Genomic DNA, 16952 nt, shown 5'->3' with positions numbered 1-16952 from the left:
CCGTGACGTCGTTCACGGCCCTGCGCGCCCAGGCCGCGCTGCAGGTCCGGCAGGACGCCACCGGCGAAATCACCTGCGAAATCGTCGACCCCGACGCGCTGGCGGCCCTGCCGGCCCCCGCACCGGGCGACGTGTTCGCCGACCTCGCCGGCGACCCGCACGCCCTCGCCGGCGAGGGCGTGGAGTACCTGTTCGGCGCGGTCGGCGACCGGCGGTTCACCCCGTTCTGGGCGCACAGCCGGGCCCAGGAGCGGCGCGCGTTCGAGGAGTTCGTCGACTTCGCCGCGGCGCGGGTCGCCGAGCACCCGGGCTCGCACGTCTACCACTACGCGCCGTACGAGGTGACCGCGATCAAGCGGCTCGCGGCAGTGCACGGGACCCGCGAGGAGACCGTCGACCACCTGCTGCGCAGCGGCGCGGTCGTGGACCTGCACGCGGTCGTCCGGAAAGCACTGCGGGTGTCGCAGCGGTCGTACTCGATCCGGCACCTCGAGCCGCTCTACCAGCCCGGCGCCCGCGGGAAGACCGCCGAGTCGGCCGTCGAGGCGTACGAGGAGTACCTGGCGCTCGCGCAGTCCGGTGAGCCGGAACGCGCGGACGAGGTCCTGCGCCGCATCGGGGAGAACGTCGAGGACGACTGCCTGTCCGCCCAGCGGCTGTTCGAGTTCCTGCACCGGGTCCGCGCCGACGCGGGGATCGACGTCCCGGAGCCGGCCGTCGAGTCCGCCGAGGCCGCGCTGCTCCGCGCGGCCGAGGAGGACGTCGCCGCCGAGCGGCGCGCCGAACGGGCCGCGCAGCTGGCCGCGCTCGTCGACCCCCTGCTCGACGGGTTGCCGGACGACCCGGGCGACTTCACCGGCGAAGAGCGGGCCCGCGCGCTGCTGGCGGCGTCCGTCGGCTACCACCGCCGCGAGACCAACCCCGCCTGGTGGGAGTACTTCCGCCAGCTGGCCGCGCCGCTCGGGGACCTCGAGGTGGACACCGCCTGCGCCGTGCCGGTCTCGCTGGAGGCGGGGGAGTGGGTGCCGCCCGCCGGGCGGGCGCGCACCGCGAAGCGAACGCTGCTGCTGACGTGCGACCCCGACCGGCCCCACCCGTTCGCGCCGGGCGACGACGTGCGGCTGCGCTACGGCGACACCGCCCGCGACGCGAAGGTCGTCGCCGCGTCGGCCGTGGAGCTGACGCTGGAGGAGAGCTGCCCGCCGGACGCCACCACGAACGAGCGGCCGGCCGCGGTGCTGCCCGGCAGCCCGGTGCGGCCCTCGCCCAAGGACGAGGCGGTCGCCGAGCTCGCCCGCCTGGTCGTCGACGCCCTGCCGGTGCTGCCGCGGCACCCCGGCATCGACCTGCTCCGGCGGACGCCACCACGGCTGCGCCTGGGTGCGGCGCTGCCCGAGCCGGGGGAGGACCTGGTCGCCACGGTGATCGAGGCGGTCGCCGAACTCGACGGCTCGGCGCTCGCCGTGCAGGGGCCGCCGGGGGCGGGCAAGACCTACCTCGCCGGCAAGCTGATCGCCCACCTGGTGCGGGCGGGGCGGACCGTCGCGGTCACCTCCACCAGCCACAAGGCCGTGGAAAACGTGCTGAGCGCGGCCAAGAAGAGCGCGCCGGAACTGCCGTGCGCCAAGCGGGCGAAGAAGACGCCGGACCCGGCCGCGCCGTGGGACCAGCCGAAGAGCAATCCCGCGCTGGTGAAGTGGCGCGAAGAGCACGACACCGGGCACCTCGTCGGCGGGACGGCGTGGACGTTCGCCAACGCGGCGATCCGCGAGGAACCCTTCGACCTGCTGATCATCGACGAGGCCGGCCAGTTCGCCCTCGCCGACGCACTCGCGGTTTCGATGTGCGCGAAGAACGTCCTGCTGCTCGGCGACCCGCAGCAACTGCCCCAGGTGGTGCAGGGCACGCACCCGGCGGGCGCCGAGGCTTCGGCGCTGGGCCACCTGATCGGCGACGCCGACATCATGCCGCCTGAGCTGGGTTACTTCCTCGACGAAACCCGGCGCATGCACCCGGCCGTGTGCGAACCGGTGTCGAAGCTGTCCTACGCCGGACGGCTGCACGCCCACCCGTCGGCCGCGGACCGCGCGCTGGAGGGTGTCGACGCGGGGTTGTACCTGGCCGAGGTCGACCACCGCGGCAACACGACCCGGTCGGTGGAGGAAGCCGCCGCCGTCGTGCGCATCGTGTCCGAAGTGCACGGTCGCTTGTGGACGGACCACGGCCGCCACCGTCCGCTGGGCGACCACGACATCGTCGTCGTCGCGCCCTACAACCTGCAGGCGCGGACGGTGACCCGGGCACTGGAGGAAGCCGGCTTTCCCGGGGTCCGGGTGGGCACGGTCGACCGGTTCCAGGGCCAGGAGGCCCCGGTGGTGATCACCACGATGACGTCGTCGTCGGCGGTCGACCTGCCCCGCGGCCTCGACTTCCTGCTCTCCCGCAACCGGCTCAACGTGGCGTTGTCGCGGGCGCAGGCACTCGCGGTCCTGGTGTGCTCGCCCCGCCTCGTCGAGGCCGACATCCGGACCGTGGACCAGCTGCGGCTGGTCGCGGGCATGATCGGCCTGACGACCGCGGCGCGGCCCTGGCCTGCCGGGTAAGGGTCAGCTGGGCGGTTCGACCTCGCCGGCGTCCTCGTCGACGTCCTGCGTGTCGGGCTCCTTCCGGTCGGCCTTGGGAATGTCCACGTCGAGGTCGAGTTCCGGGGTGCCGGGTGGGGGCGGGGCGTCGGGGGTCAGGGGGCCTTGCTCGGACTCGGTCATGAACGGGGGTTACCCCGGTGACCGGTGATCGAAGCCCGGCGCCTTGGGCGTGCGCCCACGCGGGCTTCGACCGGCGTGACCGGCGCGCGTCGGATCCGTACCGCCGCGCCGGTCGATCCTCAGCCGGTCGTGCGGTGGCGCCGGGACACCGCCGCGGTGAGCAGGTCGCCCGGCCGGGGGAGCGTGCCGACCAGCCTGGTGAACGCGCTGCGCCGCACCACCTTGCCGGGGTGGCTGCCGTGGACCTGCCCCGGTTCGTCCACAGTGGAGTCGACGTTGTCCGTGCCGTTGTCCGGCAGGGTGCTGCGGAAGCTGCGCGAACCGACCCGGCGCAGCGAAAGCAGCGCGTCGGTCAGGGCGGGCGAGATCCGCTGGCCGAAGAAGAAGCCGGCCGCGGCCCCGCCGACGGGGATTTCACGGCGGGGGTGCGTCGCGGCGAACACGATGGTGTCGGCGACCGTCTCGGGCGCGTACACCGGCGGCGGGGGCTTCGGCAGCGCGCCGAGCTTACTGCGCGAGTGCTCGAAGAACGGCGTGTCGATCGCCCCGGGGAGGATGGTGGTGACCGCGATCGGGGCGCCCTCCTGCGCGAGCTCGATGCGGAGGCAGTCGTAGAAGCCGCGCAGCGCGAACTTGCTGGCGGTGTAGGGCGCGTGCAGCGGCACCGCCCGCACGCCCTCGACCGACGCCACCCCGATCACCGAGCCGCCGCCCGCGCGGCGCAGGGCGGGCAGCACCGCGCGCACCCCGTGGACGTGGCCCAGGAAGTTCACCCGCAGGACGCGGTCGAACTCTTCGTCGGTGATGTCTTCGACGCGGCCGAACACCGCGACCCCGGCGAGGTTGACCCAGGTGTCGATCCGGCCGAACCGGGCTTCGGCCGTCCGGACCAGCTCGCGGACCGCGGCCGGATCGGTGATGTCGGTGGGCACGGCCACGGCCGTCCCCCCGGCGCTCGTGATCTCCCCGACCAGCGTGTCGAGGGCTCGCGCGGTGCGTCCGGCGCAGACGACACGCGCTCCTTGGGCGGCGAAGGCGAGCGCCGCGGCCCGGCCGATCCCGCTCGACGCGCCCATCAGCACGACTACCTGCTCGGACACCGGTCGGGGCATGGGGGACTCCTCGGGGTCGCGGTTTCCGGACCACCCGGTTACCGCTTCCGCCGGGGCACAAACGCGGCCGGGACAACTGCGCGGCCGGGATAACTGCCGGGACCGGGGGTACCTGTACCGGGTGCCCCTCCCCGCCGGAATCGCCGCCTTCGTCCCCGGTACGGCGGTCGCCGCGGCCGCCGCCGTCCTGTTCGCCGTCGGCTCGGTGCTGCAGCACGAGGCCGCTTCGAGCAGTGCGCACGCCCGGGGCCTCGAACTGCGCCTGCTCGTGACGCGTCCGAAGTGGATGGTGGGGCAGAGCGCCACCGTGCTGGGGACCCTGCTGCAGGTGGTCGCGCTGGCCCTGGCGCCGGTGGCCATCGTGCAGCCCGTCCTCGCCGGGGGACTGGTCGTCGCGCTGGGGATCCGCTCGGTCCGCGACCGGTGCCTGCCGTCCCGGCTCGACGGGATCGGGGCCGGCTGCACCTGCGGTGGCCTGGCCGTCTTCCTCGTCGCCGCCCGCCCCGCCGCCGGCACCGGCGAGCACCTGCCACCGTGGTTCGCCGTCGCCGCCGCGGTGGTTGTGGCGGTGGGTCTGGTCGCCGTGTCCGGCCGGTTCGGGCGCGGGCCGTGGGGCGCGCTGGCGTGCGGGGCGACGGCCGGGGTCGCGGCGGGCGTCGCGGCGGTGCTGATCTCCGCGGCCGTGAAGACGTTCGAGGAACGCGGGCTGGTGTCCACCCTGACCGGCACCGCGCTGTGGGCCGCCCTCGCCGTCGCGGTCGTCGCGCAGCTCGGCAGCCAGCAGGCCTACGCCCGGGGTGCGCTGTCGTGGTCGATGCCCGCCCTGGCGCTGCTCGACCCCCTCGCCGCCGTGCCCGCCGCGCGGTTCTTGACGGGGGAACGGCTCGAACCGGGGCACGCTTTCGTGTGGGTCCCCGCCGCCGCGGTGGCCGTCGTGGGCGTCGTCCTGCTGTCCCGGACCGGGGAAGGCTGCCGCCGGCCGGTGTTTCGCCGTCGCGTCAGCGGGAAGTCCGGGGACCATGACCGAACCGGACCAGAGCTATGACCCGCCGCACGACACCGGCGAACCCGACGCCGTCGAGACGGACCCGGCCGCGCTCAACAGCGCCGAGGACCTCGACGAGGACCGGATCCGCGCCGACCCGCTCGAGGAGGGCATGGATCCCCCGGAGCACTGGTCGGGCGTGACGAAGTACGGGATGACCCCGTGGGAGCAGGCCCACCCGCGGGGACTGGGCGACCGCATCGACGAGGAACTCCCGGACCCGGCCACGGAGGTGCCCCCGGCCGGTGTCGGCGCCCTGCCGGACCAGGAAGCCGACGCGGACCCGGACACGGGCGCGACCCCGGACCAGCCGATCCAGCTGGAACCGGTCGACGGCGACGGTCTCCCGGTCGACACCGAGCCCGACCAGATCGGCGTGGAGGCCGGTTCCGCGGTGGCCGCGGGGCCGGAACAGGGTGCCCTGCACGTCGAAGGAGAACGCTGAGCCGTGACGACTCCCGGGCGCGGCGTGCAGCCCACAGCGCGTTCCGCGTGGGCGGGAGTCCTCGCCGGGATCGGCGTTGCGGCGTTCGCCGACGAGACCGTGTTCCACCAGCTGCTGCACTGGCACCACTTCTACGACCGGTCGACCACGGACGCCGGGCTGGTCTCCGACGGGCTGTTCCACGCCTTCGGCTTCTTCGCCGTCGTCTTCGGCTTGGTGCTCGTCGCCGACCTGCGGCGGGGTGATCGCCTGTCGGGCCGTGCCCTCACCGGTGGCGTCCTGACCGGCGCCGGCGCCTTCCAGCTCTACGACGGCACCGTCCAGCACAAACTCCTCGGCCTGCACCAGATCCGCTACGCCGTGGACCTCACGCCGTACGACTGGACGTGGAACGTCGTCGCGGTGCTGCTGGTGGTGGCCGGCGTGGTCCTGCTGCGCCGCGCGCGGGCGACGGTGTGAGCGCCCACGCCGGCCACTCCCTGCAGGCGCTGCTCGCCGTCGCGGTGTTCGCGGCTTACGAAGCCGGCGCGTGGCGGCTGCGGCGCCGGGGTGACCGGTGGACACCCCGCCGGGACGTGGTGTTCGGTGCCGGCGTCGCCGCGACGCTGGTGCCGGGCGCACCGACGTTCACCGGGCACATGCTGCAGCACGTCGTGCTCGGCATGGTGGCGCCCGTCCTGGTGGTGCTCGGCCGCCCGGTCACCCTCCTGCTGCGCGCGGTCCCGAAAACGGCTCGCCACCGCCTCAAGCGCGTCCTGGGCTCGTGGGCCGCCGGTGTGCTGGTCTTCCCGCCGGTCGCCGCCGTCATCGAGGCAGGCAGCCTGTGGCTGCTCTACCGGACCTCCCTGTTCGCCGCGATCGGCGACGAACCCTGGCTGCACGGGCACGTCTTCCTGACCGGCCTGCTGTTCACCACGGCGGTGTGCCGGCTCGACCCGTTCCGCCACCGCGTCGGGCTCGGCGTCCGCGCCGGCGCGCTGATCGGCGCGGCGGCGGCGCACGCCGTGCTGGCCAAGACCTTGTACGTCACTCCGCCGCCGGGCGTGCTGCTCGCCGTCGCGGACCGGCAGGCCGGAGCCCAGCTCATGTACTACGGCGGGGACGTCGTCGAACTCGGGCTCGCGCTGATCGTCGCGCTGCAGTGGTACGCGGCGCGCGGGCGGGCCGACGTTCGGGCGCGCCGGGCGAGGAGCCGCCGAACGGGGGTGCCCCGCGGGGCCCGATCCTGATAACCCTGTGCGCGTGACCATGGACACGATCGACCTGCACAGCATCAACCCGTGGGAGGTGTCCTTCCTGCGCGAGGAGGTCGGCGCCTACTTCGCCCACGGTGTGGAGCTCGCCCCCGGGGCGACCGTCCTCGACGTCGGCGCCAACGTCGGTGTCTTCTCCGCGGCCGTGTACGAGCGGTTGGACGGGGACGTGCGGATCTACGCGTTCGAGCCGCTTCCGCCGCTCTACGCGACGTTGGAGCGCAACGGCCGCGACTTCTTCGGCGGCCGGCTGACCGCGTTGCCCTACGGGCTGGCGGCCGGCGAGGAGGACCTGGACTTCAGCTACTTCCCGGCGGCGACCATCTTCTCGTCTTCGTGGCGGGACGCGGCGAACGTCGAAGCCGAGCGGCAGCGGGTCACCGCCAGCGTCGTCGAGATGATCCGCCGGGGCGGCCTGGGTGCGGCGTTGCGCCGCGTGCCGGTCCCGATCCTGCGGGGGATCGTCGGGCGCAAGCTGAAGGTGATGCGGGAGCTCGAAACCCACCACGTCCGGGTCCGGCCGCTGTCGGCGGTGCTCGACGAGCAGGGCATCGAGCGCGTCGACCTGCTGAAGGTCGACGTCGAGGGCGCCGAGCTCGACGTGCTGCGCGGGCTCGAAGACCGGCACTGGCCGCTGGTCCGGCAGGCCGTCGTCGAGGTCGAAGGGTGGCGGCGGAACCGCGACACCGTCCGCGAGGTCTTCGCCGTGCGCGGGTTCACGGTCGAGGCCGTGCAGGATCCCGTCCAGGAAGCCGCCGACATCGGGATGGTCTTCGCGGTCCGCTAGGAGCGGTAGCCGAGCCAGTCGAGGTTGATCGAGCCGGTGTCGCCCGGGGCGTAGGAGAGGGTCACCACCGGGTCGCGGCCGCTGAGCGGGACGTCGGCGAAGCTCGTCGTGCCCCAGGCGTCCCAGCTGTCGGCGACCTTCGGGAAGCCGACCTGCCGCACCGCCTGCCCGTTCACCGAGAGCGTCATGGTGCGGGTGTCGCTGTTGGCGTTGGCGTACCGCACGGTGATCGTGCCGCGCTCCGGCGCCGTCGTGGTGCGGTGGACGGTGAACGACGACGTCGCGCCTTGGGCCCAGAGGCCGTCGAGGAACGCGCGGCCCGAGTAACCGGTGTGGTTCACGTTCGTCTTCACCCCGCCGGAGTTGCGGGCGTCCTCGGCTTCGAGGTGCGCCGGGTCGGGGCAGCCGCCCAGGGCGGCGGTGCCGCCGGTGTCGGCGCAGCGGTCCCGGTCGTCGGGCACGGCGTCGCCGTCCCGGTCGCCGGCGGGCGCCCCGGTGAGGGTGACGTCGACGGTGTGGTCGCCGGTGAGCGTGGCCGGGACCTCGGTGGGGGCGGCCTGGCCGTCGAGCGTGAACGAGCGGATCGTGGTGCCGGCACCGTGCAGGGCGACGGTGAGGTTCGCCCCGCGGTAGCGCAGGTTCCGCAGGGTGACGTCGCCCCAGCCCGCGGGGAGGCGAGGCGCGAACGACAGCCCGCGGTCGGTGAAGGTCAGCCCGAACAGGCCGCTGTGGATCATGTCGAGGAACGCCGTGGCCGACCAGGTCTGGTCGGGCTCGGAACCCCAGTGGAACTTCACGGTGTCGCCGAGCCGCTGCCAGCCCCCGTCGACGACCCCGGTGGTCCCGTTGTAGATCTCCCAGAAGCCGCTGTTGCCGCCGGCCAGCTTGGCCAGGCGTGCCGTCTCCGCGGCGAACGCGTTCTGCTCGCCCTGGGCGGCCAGCGCTTTCGCCCACAGGCCCTGCACGAGCGGCCAGACGACGGCGTTGTGGCGGCCGGGCTGCGCGTCGCTGTAGCGCGCCCAGTTCGGGTAGGTGTCGGGCATGCCCCAGGGCAGTTCCCGGGCGTGGCCGGCGATCGACCGGGCCTGCGCCGGGTTCGCGATGCCGAAGAGCAGGGCGAACGCCAGCCCGGTGCCCTCCTGGTAGGCGCCGCGGGAGCCGTCGGCGAGCAGCTGGTAGTCGTACAGCCCGGTGCCCGGGTTCCAGAAGTGCTGGTTGATCGCGGTCCGGAGCGCGGCGGCCTTGCTCCGGTACCCGGCGGCTTCCTGCCCCGGCCGACGCAGTTTCCCGGCCATGTTCGCGGCGTTGACGTAGGCGCCGTAGTAGAGCGCGTTCGTGCTCAGGTACATCCCGCTCGCCACCCCGGGCCACGGCATGCTCCCGGTGCTGACCGACTCGGTCGCGTCGGCGGGCGGCGCGGGGTAGCCGGCGATGCCGTCGTTGAAGAAGGAGGCGCCGGTGAACAGGCCGTAGGTCGCGTTGAAGCCGGCGGTGGTGGCGTGCTCGCGGATGGTTAGCGTGTCCGTCGCCGTGCGGTAGGCGTCCTGGAGGAAGTCCCGGTCGCCGGTGACCAGGTAGTGGTGCCAGGCGGCGGTGACCCAGACGACCTGGTCCCACTGCTGGTCGTCCTGCTGCACCCGCAGGGCACCGCTCGCGTCCTTGTCGACGACGGCCCACAGCGTGTTCTTCGCCAGGGCCGGGTCGAGGAGACTCGCGGCGTTCCAGCTGTTGATCGACGCGTCGCGGGTCCAGGGCTGGTCGTAGCCGCCGCCCGCGCGGAGGAGGCCGGTGGCCGGGTCCAGCAGGTCGCTCCGGTCGTAGCGGGCGTCGTAGCCGATCGTGTTGGTCTGCAGGAGGTTCTGCAGGGCGGCGGCGTAGGCGGTGCCGAACAGCGCTTGGCTGTCCGGGTTCGCGAACTCGATCGAGGGTGGCGCCGGGCGCGCCGTGGCCGGGGCCGCGCCGGCGAGCGTGCCGCACGCGGCGGCCAGGGCCAGCAGGGCGTAACCGCTCCGCAGCGGGAAACCGTGCTTCATGCGCGTACCCCTTCCGGCGCCGAGCCATTGCACCACGGAACGACGGTGTCTCTCCGGGTACGCGCGAATCCTGTCTGTTTCTGTCCGCCGGTCCGGCGTGGCGGGAATCGTTGTGCCTGGTGACCGCGTGTGATCCTGATCGGTCAGGGGGCCACCGAAGTGGCCGCGCCGGGCTCCGCCGTTGCATACTGCTGGAATGGCGCCAAGGAACCCGGAGACCGCACGGTGAGTCCCCGCGAGGAGCCGTCCCGCAAGAAGTTCGGCCGGATCGATCCGTTTTGCCTGATGGCGGTGCTGCCGGTCCTGCTCGTGGCCGGCATCCTGGGCGCGCTGGTCAACGTGGCGCTCGGCATCGGCTGCGCCGTGTTCGCGGGCCTGATCCTGCTGTTCGACTCCTGGGTGAACCGGCCTCGCCGGGTGCCGCAGGCCGACCGTCCGGCTCGGCCGGCCCGCCCGGCGGCCCCGCCACCGGGCCGCGGACCGGCGCGAGCGCCCGCACGCGCACCCCGCCCGCAGGACGCGCGCGGCCCCGCCCGCGCACCGGCTCGTGCCCCGGTCCGGCGGGCAGGCCCGCCACCCGCGGGGCGCTGAGGATTCGCTGATCCCCCGCCGCGAGCCGCTGCGCAAGGGCTCGCCGGCTCAGCCGCCGACGTGGATGCCCGGGCGGCGGGCGGGGTCCTTTTCGCTGCTGCGGATGATTTCCCGGACGACCGGCGCGGTGTCGCCGCGGCCCAGCAGGAGGTAGCGGAAGAGGTGCCCGAGCGGGTTGCCTTCGGACCACTCGAAGTGGCACTGCGGGCGGACGCCGGTCACGTCGCGCAGGGTCAGCAGGATCGCGGCGATCGCGTTGGGGGCGGCGGGGCTGTCCGCGCGGAGGATCCGGTGCCCGTCGATGTCGACGCCGCGGACCTTCAGCACGTTGCTGAACTCCGACGGGTCCACGACGTCGATCTCGAGGAAGAGGACGTCGGCTGCGCCGGGGACCGGGTTCATCGCCCGTTGCTCGGCTTCCTTCGCGGAGTACTCGGCGTCGTCCCCGCCCTGGCGCCGGTTGGCGATGATGTGCAGTGCGCCGTCGTGGGCCAGTGATTCGGTGATGAACCGGCGGGCCTCGTCGTCGAACTCGATGCTTTCGGCGCGCAGTTCGGTCGTCCGCGAAACCCGGGACACCAGCGAGACGACGATGATCCCGAGGATGAACAGGGCCGAGATGGCGATGCCGTCGGGCTTTTCGATGACGTTTTCGACCAGGGCGTACACCAGGACGAGCGTGAGGACGACGAAGCCGGCGGCGGCGCCGCGCTGCCGCCGCCGGATCGCCGAGATGCTGACCGCGACCGCGCCGGAGACCATCATCGCGAGGATCCCGGTCGCGTAGGCGCCGGCCTGGGCGTTGACGTCGGCGCCGAACGCGACGGTGATGAGGACGCTGATCACGGTGTACACGAGCACGACCGGCCGGACGGCGCGGCCCCACTCCGGCGCCATGCCGTACGACGGCAGGTACCGCGGGACGATGTTGATCAGCCCGGCCATCGCCGAAGCGCCGGCGAACCACAGGATCAGGACGCTGCTGATGTCGTAGGCGGTCCCGAAGATCTCCCCGAGTTCGTGGTGGGCGAGGTAGGCCATGGCACGGCCGTTGGCCTCGCCGCCGTCCTTGAACGCGTCGGCGGGGATCAGCACGGTGGTGATGAAGCTGGTCGCGATCAGGAACACCGACATGATGAGCGCGGCCGCGGTGAGCAGCTTCCGCGTGTTGTGGATCCGGGATTCCAGCTTCTCCTCGGCGTTCTTCCCCTCGGCGGCGACCAGCGGCATCATGCTGACGCCCGTCTCGAACCCGGAAAGGCCCAGCACCAGCAGCGGGAACGCGAGGACGGCCGGGCCGAGCACGCCGGTGAACCCGCCACCGCCGGCGGTCAGCGCGTCGGTCCAGTGGGAGAGGGCGGCGGAATCACCCAGCAGGTCGATCACCCCCGCGACCGTGACCACGGCGTTGAGCAGCAGGAACACCGCGACGAGCGGGATGGCGACCCCGACGGCCTCGCTGAAGCCGAGCAGGAACACCCCGCCGAGGATCAGCAGCAGCACCACGGTGATCAGCACCGCGTGGCCGTGCAGGAAGCCCGGCACGTACGGGTTCTCCAGCATGTGCACGGTGGCGTCCGCCGAGGACAGCGTGATCGTGATGATCCACGACGTGGCGACGAAGCCGAGCAGGGTGAGGACGAAGAGCTTGCCCCGCCAGAACGGCAGCAAGTTCTCGAGCATCGCCACCGAGCCTTGCCCGTGCGGGCTTTCGCGGGCGACGCGGCGGTACATCGGGAGCATCCCGAACAGCGTGAGCGCGACGATCAGCAGCGTCGCCAGCGGCGACAGCGCCCCGGCGGCGAGCGCGGCGATGCCGGGCAGGTAGGAGAGGGTGGAGAAGTAGTCGACGCCGGTCAGGCACATGACCTTCCACCAGGCCTGCGGCGTGCCGTGGTCTTCACCGCCGGCGCGGCCGACGGGGGCCACCCGGTGCTCCAGCAGCCACCGGGCCACCCCGGAAGCCGGCGGTTTCGGCGGCACCGGGCTGTCGACCCTCGCCGGTACGGTCAAATCGGGTGAAGCGCCCATTTTCCTCTTGCCCCTCGTCCCCGGAAACACCGGGCACCAGAATGCCCGATCCCGCCCCGGTGCTCGACAGGAGGCTCCCCATGGGCAGCCGGTCCTTTTCGGACGGCGGCGGCCGGGTGGTGGTGGTCGTGGCGCGGCGGCGTGATGGCGCGGCCGGGCGTTGCGGCGGGGGCGTGCGGTGCGCCGCGCCACGGCGGGCACGGCGGCTTTCGCGGCCGGACGCTGCCGTTTCGCCACCGCGATCCGGGGGTAGCCGAGGCACCATGCCCGGACGTGAAGACTTGCCCAGCACCCTGTTGCGGTCGCCGCGCAAGGCGCAGGACACCTGGGTGGCCGCGCACGACTCCGCGCTGCGGACCTACGGGCCCGGGCGGCGGGCGCAGCAGACGGCCTACGCCGCCTTGAAGCACACCTTCGAGAAGGTCGGCGACCACTGGGAGGCCAAGCCCGAGCGGGGCCCTTCGGACGAGCAGGCCGCCGGTGGTGCGGGGGAGCCCGTGCGGCCGACCCACGGCGGGGTCGCCGCGACCGCGAGCCGGCAGCACCTCTACGAGCGCGCCAAGCAGCTCGGCATTCCCGGCCGGTCGCGGATGTCCAAGGACGAACTCGTCACCGCGCTGGAGAAGGAGAACCGACGGCGCACCGACCGGGCCCGGGGCTCCGGGTGAAGCGCCTGCCGCGTCCGGTGTGGACGGTCGGAACCCGGGCCGTCAGAACTCGTCGGCGTCGGTGAGCTCGTGCTCGAACGCGTCCGCGCGGGCGACGACCGCTTTCAGCGGGCGCTCGAACTCCTCTTGAATGCTCAGGTCCTCGAGGGGCACGGTGTGCTTGAGCAGCGCGACCCCGTCCACCACCGCCGCGCCGCCGACGGCCGAGGCGCCGGCGAGCTCGAGCAGCCGCCGCAGGTCGATCTTGTCGGCCCAGCCGACCGGCGAAGAGATCTCCACCCACGAGCCGCCGTCGAGCTCGGTGAGGTGGTGCGCCGTCGCCTGCTGGGTCCGGTCCCGCGGTCCCTCCAGCCGGAACCGCAGCCAGTCCTCCGACTCCTCGAGGACCTCGTACCGCGTCCGGACAAAGTTGATCACGTCGATCCAGCTGGTCACCCGCTGCGCCTCCCGCCTCCGGCCTGCCTGCGCGGTCGAGCATCTCACGCCCGCCTCGAGCCCGGCACTCCGGACACTCCGGCCGCCCGGTCCGCGGCTGGTGACCCGCGACGATCGGTGACAGAATCCGGTCCGTGCAGAGCAGCCGGGCAGTCCGCGGCCGGCGGCGGAAGCGGATTCCGCCGCACGTGGTCGTGACCGTGTGCGGATCCCGGTGACCGCCGCCGCGGAGTACCCGCTGCGGTTCCCGGTCGTCGCCCTGGTCACTTCCGCCGGTGGTTTGGACGCCCTGATCCGGGTGCTCGCTCCGCTGCCCGCGGACCTTCCGGCGGCGGTGCTGGTCGCGCAGCACCTCGACCCGAGCCGGCTGAGCCACCTGACCGGGCTCCTGGCCGCGCGCACCGCGCTGCGGGTCGCCGAGGCCGTGGACGGCGACGAGCTCGCCCCGGGCGCGGTCCTGGTCGTCCCCGCGGCGCGGCACCTGCTGGTCACCTCGGCGGCGCGGATCGGGCTGCTGGACACCGGTGACCTGCCCCCGGCGCGGCCGTCGGCGGATCTGCTGCTCGCCACGCTCGCCGTCACGTGCGGTCCCCGCGCGCTGGCGGTCGTCTTGACCGGCAAGGGCAGCGACGCCCAGGCCGGGATCCGCGCGATCTCCCGGTGCGGGGGCACCGTGTTCGCCCAGGACGAAGGGACGTCCGCGCACTTCGGCATGCCCAGCGCCGCCATCGGCACCGGGCTGGTGCACGCCGTGCTGCCCCTGTCCGGGATCGCCGGAGCCATCCTGGGCCACGTTCGCCGGTACTCCTGAGACTCGGTGGAGGCAAAGTGTTTAACCCGCGCGGTGGGGGCTACTCGTGGTAACGGCTGACCTGGACTACCGTGGTAGCCGATGGTGAGGAGGTGGACGTCGTGCCGCCTTTCCGGCGTGACCTGGTGGTCGTCGGCGCCTCGGCGGGTGGGGTGGAGGCGTTGCGGGCCGTGGTTTCCCGGTTGCCCGCCGACTTCCCCGGAACCATCCTCGTGACCATGCACCTCGGCCCGGGGACGCACAGCGCGCTGGCCCGGATCCTCGACCGCGCGGGTCCGCTGCCCGCCGTGACCGCGGAGCACGGAACGGCGATCAAGCCGGGCACCGTGCACGTCGCCCCGCCCGACCGGCACCTGCTCATCGAGGACAACGTGCTGGTACTGACCCGGGGACCGACGGAGAACGGGCACCGGCCCGCCATCAACGCGACGTTCCGGTCGGCCGCGCTGAGCGCGGGGCCGCGCACCATCGGCGTGGTTCTTTCCGGGGCACTGGACGACGGTGCCGCCGGGCTGAAGGCGATCGTGGACCGGGGCGGCCCGGCCGTGGTCCAGGATCCGGCGGACGCCCTCTACAGCGGGATGCCGGAGAACGCACTCTCCCTGGTCGACGCGGAATACGTGCTCCCGGCCGCCGAGATCGGCGCGGTGCTCGACCAGCTGGTCCGGCTGCCGGTGGAGCCCGGCGCGGTGACCCCGCCCGCGCAGGCCTTGCTGCTGGAAGACCGGATCGCGCGCGAAGAGGTCCGGGCGGGCGCGCTCAGCCCCAGCGAGCAGAGCCCGGGGTCGGGCTACACCTGCCCCGACTGCCAGGGTTCGCTCACCGAGATCGACGCGGCGGGCCGGTACCGCTGCCGGATCGGGCACGCCTGGTCGGCGCCGGCCCTGCTCGCCGCCCACGACGGCGAGTTCCAGTCGGCGCTGCTGAAGGCGCTGCGCGCCCTCGACGAAAAGGCCGCCCTCGCCCGGAAGCTGGCCGCGCAAACCGGCGGCAAGAGCAAGAACCTGCGCGGTCTTGCCGAGCGCTACACCTCCTCCGCCCGGGATGCCGCCGACGCGGCGGAGACGCTGCGGCGGTTCCTCCTGGATGCGATCGGCCAGACGGCGGAGGAAGCGGCGCCGGGATGAGCCTCGCTCCGGTTCACCTCGCCATCGGCCGCCACGAGCAGGCCACTGTCGTCACGATCACCGGCGAGCTGAACCTCGCTTCGTATTCTTCCCTGCGGGACGGACTGCTCAAGATCGCGACGGACGCGCCCGAAGGCCTGGTGGCCGACATCAACGGGCTGATCATCGACGACTCGTCCCTGGTGAGCGTGTTCTCCCTGGTCGCCATGCGGATCGGCGACTGGCCGGGCATCCCGTTCACGATGGTGGCCGCCGCGCCCGGCCACCGGGTGCTGCTGAGCCGGCACGTGGTCGACCGCTACGTCCCGGTCCGGGCCGATCTGACGGGGGCGGCGGAGGCGCTGGACCACCCGGTGCGCCGCCGGTCCGAACGCGTCTTCTCGCGCTCCGCCGGGACTTCGTCGCACGCCCGCGCGTTCGTCACCGCCCGGCTGGATGAATGGGGGGTGGCCGAACTCGCCGAAGACGCCCGGTTCATCGCCACCGAACTGGTCGAGAACGTGCTCAAGCACACCACTTCGGAGCCGAGGCTGCGGCTGGACCTTCGCCGCGGCGTGTGCACGGTGGCCGTCGCCGACCAGGACACGCGGCCGGCCATGCTGCTCGAACGGCTTTCCCCGTTCGAACCCGGCTTGGGGCTGAAGCTGGTCGCCCAGATCGCCCGGGTGTGGGGATGCAGCCGGTCGTGGGCGGGCGGGAAGGTCGTCTGGGCCGTGCTGGTCCAGCCGCCCGCCACTCCCGGTGACCGTTCCGCCGGGTAGCGTGGTCGATCGTGACGGAGCCCAAAGAACCCAACGGCGAGTTCGAGTCGGTGCTGGCCTATCTCAAGGAGTCGCGGGGCTTCGACTTCACCGGATACAAGCGGAGCAGCCTGATGCGGCGCGTCCGCCGCCGGATGAGCCAGGTCGACATCGACAGCTACGGGGACTACATCGACCAGCTCCAGGTCAACGCCGACGAGTTCGCCGCGCTGTTCAACACCATCCTGATCAACGTGACGGGCTTCTTCCGCGATTCCGACGCCTGGGACTACCTGCGGGAGGACGTGCTCCCCGGCCTGCTCGCCGAGCGCAGTCCCGAGGAGCCGATCCGCGTCTGGAGCGCCGGCTGCGCGGGCGGGCAGGAGGCCTACAGCCTGGCGATGATGCTCGCCGACATCCTCGGGGTCGAAGCGTTCCGGCAGCGGGTGAAGATCTACGCGACCGACGTCGACGACGAGGCGCTGGCACAGGCGAGGCAGGCGGCCTACACCCCCGCGGAGGTCGAAGGGCTCTCCGAAGCGCAGCTGGAGCGGTACTTCGACCTGCAGGGCAACCGGTACTGCTTCCGCAAGGACCTGCGGCGTTCGGTCATCTTCGGGCGCAACGACCTGGTGCAGGACGCGCCGATCTCCCGGATCGACCTGCTGGTCTGCCGCAACACGCTGATGTACTTCAACGCCGAGACGCAGACCAAGATCCTCGAGCGGTTCCACTTCGCGCTCGCGCAGCGGGGGCTGCTGTTCCTCGGCAAGGCCGAGATGCTGTTGTCGCACGCCCGGATCTTCGAGCCGCTGGACCTCAAGCGAAGAGTCTTCCGCAAAGCGGTCAACGCGCCCCTCAGCTTCAACCACTTCGTTTCGCACGGCTTCCCGCAGCGGCGCACGCAGGACATCTCCGGCATCGAGGAACTGCGCGAGCACGCTTTCTCCGCGAGCCCGGTCGCCCAGATCGTCGTGACCGAAGAGGAGACGACGGCCCTGATCAACGCCCAGGCGGCCGCGTACCGCTCCTCCACGTACTGCGAAAGCAGCACCACCGGCGTCCCCGGCCAGCGCCGACGGATCTCCAGCGCCGCCCGCACCCCCTCG

Annotated in this window: 17 protein-coding genes; 12 read left to right on the top strand and 5 right to left on the bottom strand. The window is 73.0% G+C overall.

What is annotated here, in order from left to right; genetic code table 11:
• Positions 1–2603, top strand: a 2603-nt coding sequence (locus AB0F15_RS43115) for an AAA domain-containing protein (protein WP_360283385.1), incomplete at its 5' end; no start/stop codon positions are given.
• Between the two features lie 3 nt (positions 2604–2606).
• On the opposite strand, the gene AB0F15_RS43110 is transcribed toward AB0F15_RS43115, so the two are convergent.
• Positions 2607–2765, bottom strand: a complete 159-nt coding sequence (locus tag AB0F15_RS43110) for a hypothetical protein (protein ID WP_360283383.1) — start codon at positions 2763–2765, stop codon at positions 2607–2609.
• A gap of 119 nt (positions 2766–2884) precedes the next feature.
• Positions 2885–3877 (bottom strand): SDR family oxidoreductase, encoded by a 993-nt coding sequence (locus tag AB0F15_RS43105; RefSeq protein WP_360283381.1) that lies wholly within the window; start codon positions 3875–3877, stop codon positions 2885–2887.
• A 121-nt stretch (positions 3878–3998) separates the two neighbouring features.
• Here AB0F15_RS43105 and AB0F15_RS43100 point away from each other — a divergent pair, with 121 nt between their 5' ends.
• The 5 genes from AB0F15_RS43100 to AB0F15_RS43080 are packed head-to-tail and all read left to right on the top strand — an operon-like array spanning position 3999 to position 7407.
• Positions 3999–4922, top strand: coding sequence for a DMT family transporter (locus AB0F15_RS43100; protein WP_360283379.1), 924 nt, complete (start codon positions 3999–4001; stop codon positions 4920–4922).
• Positions 4897–5367: a hypothetical protein gene (locus AB0F15_RS43095; RefSeq protein ID WP_360283377.1), complete on the top strand. Its 471-nt coding sequence runs from the start codon at positions 4897–4899 to the stop codon at positions 5365–5367. Before AB0F15_RS43100 ends, AB0F15_RS43095 begins: the two co-directional genes overlap by 26 nt.
• A 3-nt stretch (positions 5368–5370) precedes the next feature.
• Positions 5371–5826 carry a DUF2243 domain-containing protein gene (locus AB0F15_RS43090; RefSeq protein WP_360283375.1) on the top strand — a complete coding sequence of 152 codons (456 nt, stop codon included), beginning with the start codon at positions 5371–5373 and terminating at the stop codon, positions 5824–5826.
• A complete protein-coding gene (locus AB0F15_RS43085) occupies positions 5823–6596 on the top strand; it encodes a cytochrome c oxidase assembly protein (protein ID WP_360283373.1) in 774 nt (257 codons plus the stop codon). The genes AB0F15_RS43090 and AB0F15_RS43085 overlap by 4 nt, the downstream gene beginning before the upstream one ends.
• Before the next feature lie 19 nt (positions 6597–6615).
• Positions 6616–7407 (top strand): FkbM family methyltransferase, encoded by a 792-nt coding sequence (locus AB0F15_RS43080; protein WP_360283387.1) that lies wholly within the window; start codon positions 6616–6618, stop codon positions 7405–7407.
• On the opposite strand, the gene AB0F15_RS43075 is transcribed toward AB0F15_RS43080, so the two are convergent.
• Positions 7404–9440, bottom strand: coding sequence for a glycosyl hydrolase family 65 protein (locus AB0F15_RS43075; RefSeq protein ID WP_360283371.1), 2037 nt, complete (start codon positions 9438–9440; stop codon positions 7404–7406). The two genes, AB0F15_RS43080 and AB0F15_RS43075, sit on opposite strands and share 4 nt — an antisense overlap.
• Positions 9441–9665: 225 nt before the next feature.
• Here AB0F15_RS43075 and AB0F15_RS43070 point away from each other — a divergent pair, with 225 nt between their 5' ends.
• Positions 9666–10031, top strand: a complete 366-nt coding sequence (locus tag AB0F15_RS43070) for a hypothetical protein (RefSeq protein WP_360283369.1) — start codon at positions 9666–9668, stop codon at positions 10029–10031.
• Between the two features lie 48 nt (positions 10032–10079).
• On the opposite strand, the gene AB0F15_RS43065 is transcribed toward AB0F15_RS43070, so the two are convergent.
• Positions 10080–12062 carry an amino acid transporter gene (locus AB0F15_RS43065; protein WP_360283367.1) on the bottom strand — a complete coding sequence of 661 codons (1983 nt, stop codon included), beginning with the start codon at positions 12060–12062 and terminating at the stop codon, positions 10080–10082.
• 263 nt (positions 12063–12325) lie between these two features.
• Between AB0F15_RS43065 and AB0F15_RS43060 the strand changes: the two genes are divergently transcribed.
• Entirely contained in the window at positions 12326–12730 is a 405-nt protein-coding gene (locus tag AB0F15_RS43060) for a ChaB family protein (protein ID WP_360283365.1), read from the top strand.
• 42 nt (positions 12731–12772) lie between these two features.
• Here the strand turns inward: AB0F15_RS43060 and AB0F15_RS43055 are convergent, their stop codons facing one another.
• Positions 12773–13165: a hypothetical protein gene (locus AB0F15_RS43055; protein ID WP_360283363.1), complete on the bottom strand. Its 393-nt coding sequence runs from the start codon at positions 13163–13165 to the stop codon at positions 12773–12775.
• A 214-nt stretch (positions 13166–13379) separates the two neighbouring features.
• Between AB0F15_RS43055 and AB0F15_RS43050 the strand changes: the two genes are divergently transcribed.
• The 4 genes from AB0F15_RS43050 to AB0F15_RS43035 form a co-directional block, all read left to right on the top strand.
• Positions 13380–13976 (top strand): chemotaxis protein CheB, encoded by a 597-nt coding sequence (locus tag AB0F15_RS43050; RefSeq protein WP_360283361.1) that lies wholly within the window; start codon positions 13380–13382, stop codon positions 13974–13976.
• Positions 13977–14068: 92 nt separating this feature from the next.
• Complete coding sequence (locus AB0F15_RS43045; protein ID WP_360283359.1) at positions 14069–15103, top strand: chemotaxis protein CheB; 1035 nt, start codon at positions 14069–14071, stop codon at positions 15101–15103.
• Positions 15100–15864, top strand: coding sequence for an ATP-binding protein (locus AB0F15_RS43040; RefSeq protein WP_360283357.1), 765 nt, complete (start codon positions 15100–15102; stop codon positions 15862–15864). Before AB0F15_RS43045 ends, AB0F15_RS43040 begins: the two co-directional genes overlap by 4 nt.
• A gap of 11 nt (positions 15865–15875) precedes the next feature.
• Positions 15876–16952: protein-glutamate O-methyltransferase CheR (locus AB0F15_RS43035; RefSeq protein ID WP_360283355.1), on the top strand; the 1077-nt coding region annotated here is incomplete at its 3' end.

The organism is Amycolatopsis sp. NPDC026612, from assembly GCF_040638285.1.
Classification (GTDB): domain Bacteria; phylum Actinomycetota; class Actinomycetes; order Mycobacteriales; family Pseudonocardiaceae; genus Amycolatopsis.
The sequence above is the reverse complement of the archived record's forward strand: the minus strand, read 5'-3'. Positions and strand labels throughout refer to the sequence as shown.

What these genes read in the sequence shown, in the direction of transcription:
- AB0F15_RS43110 (WP_360283383.1), bottom strand. Translation starts at nt 2,765, where the DNA reads ATGACCGAGTCCGAGCAAGGCCCCCTGACCCCCGACGCCCCGCCCCCA.
- AB0F15_RS43105 (WP_360283381.1), bottom strand. Translation starts at nt 3,877, where the DNA reads ATGCCCCGACCGGTGTCCGAGCAGGTAGTCGTGCTGATGGGCGCGTCG.
- AB0F15_RS43095 (WP_360283377.1), top strand. Translation starts at nt 4,897, where the DNA reads ATGACCGAACCGGACCAGAGCTATGACCCGCCGCACGACACCGGCGAA.
- AB0F15_RS43080 (WP_360283387.1), top strand. Translation starts at nt 6,616, where the DNA reads ATGGACACGATCGACCTGCACAGCATCAACCCGTGGGAGGTGTCCTTC.
- AB0F15_RS43075 (WP_360283371.1), bottom strand. Translation starts at nt 9,440, where the DNA reads ATGAAGCACGGTTTCCCGCTGCGGAGCGGTTACGCCCTGCTGGCCCTG.
- AB0F15_RS43065 (WP_360283367.1), bottom strand. Translation starts at nt 12,062, where the DNA reads ATGGGCGCTTCACCCGATTTGACCGTACCGGCGAGGGTCGACAGCCCG.
- AB0F15_RS43060 (WP_360283365.1), top strand. Translation starts at nt 12,326, where the DNA reads ATGCCCGGACGTGAAGACTTGCCCAGCACCCTGTTGCGGTCGCCGCGC.
- AB0F15_RS43040 (WP_360283357.1), top strand. Translation starts at nt 15,100, where the DNA reads ATGAGCCTCGCTCCGGTTCACCTCGCCATCGGCCGCCACGAGCAGGCC.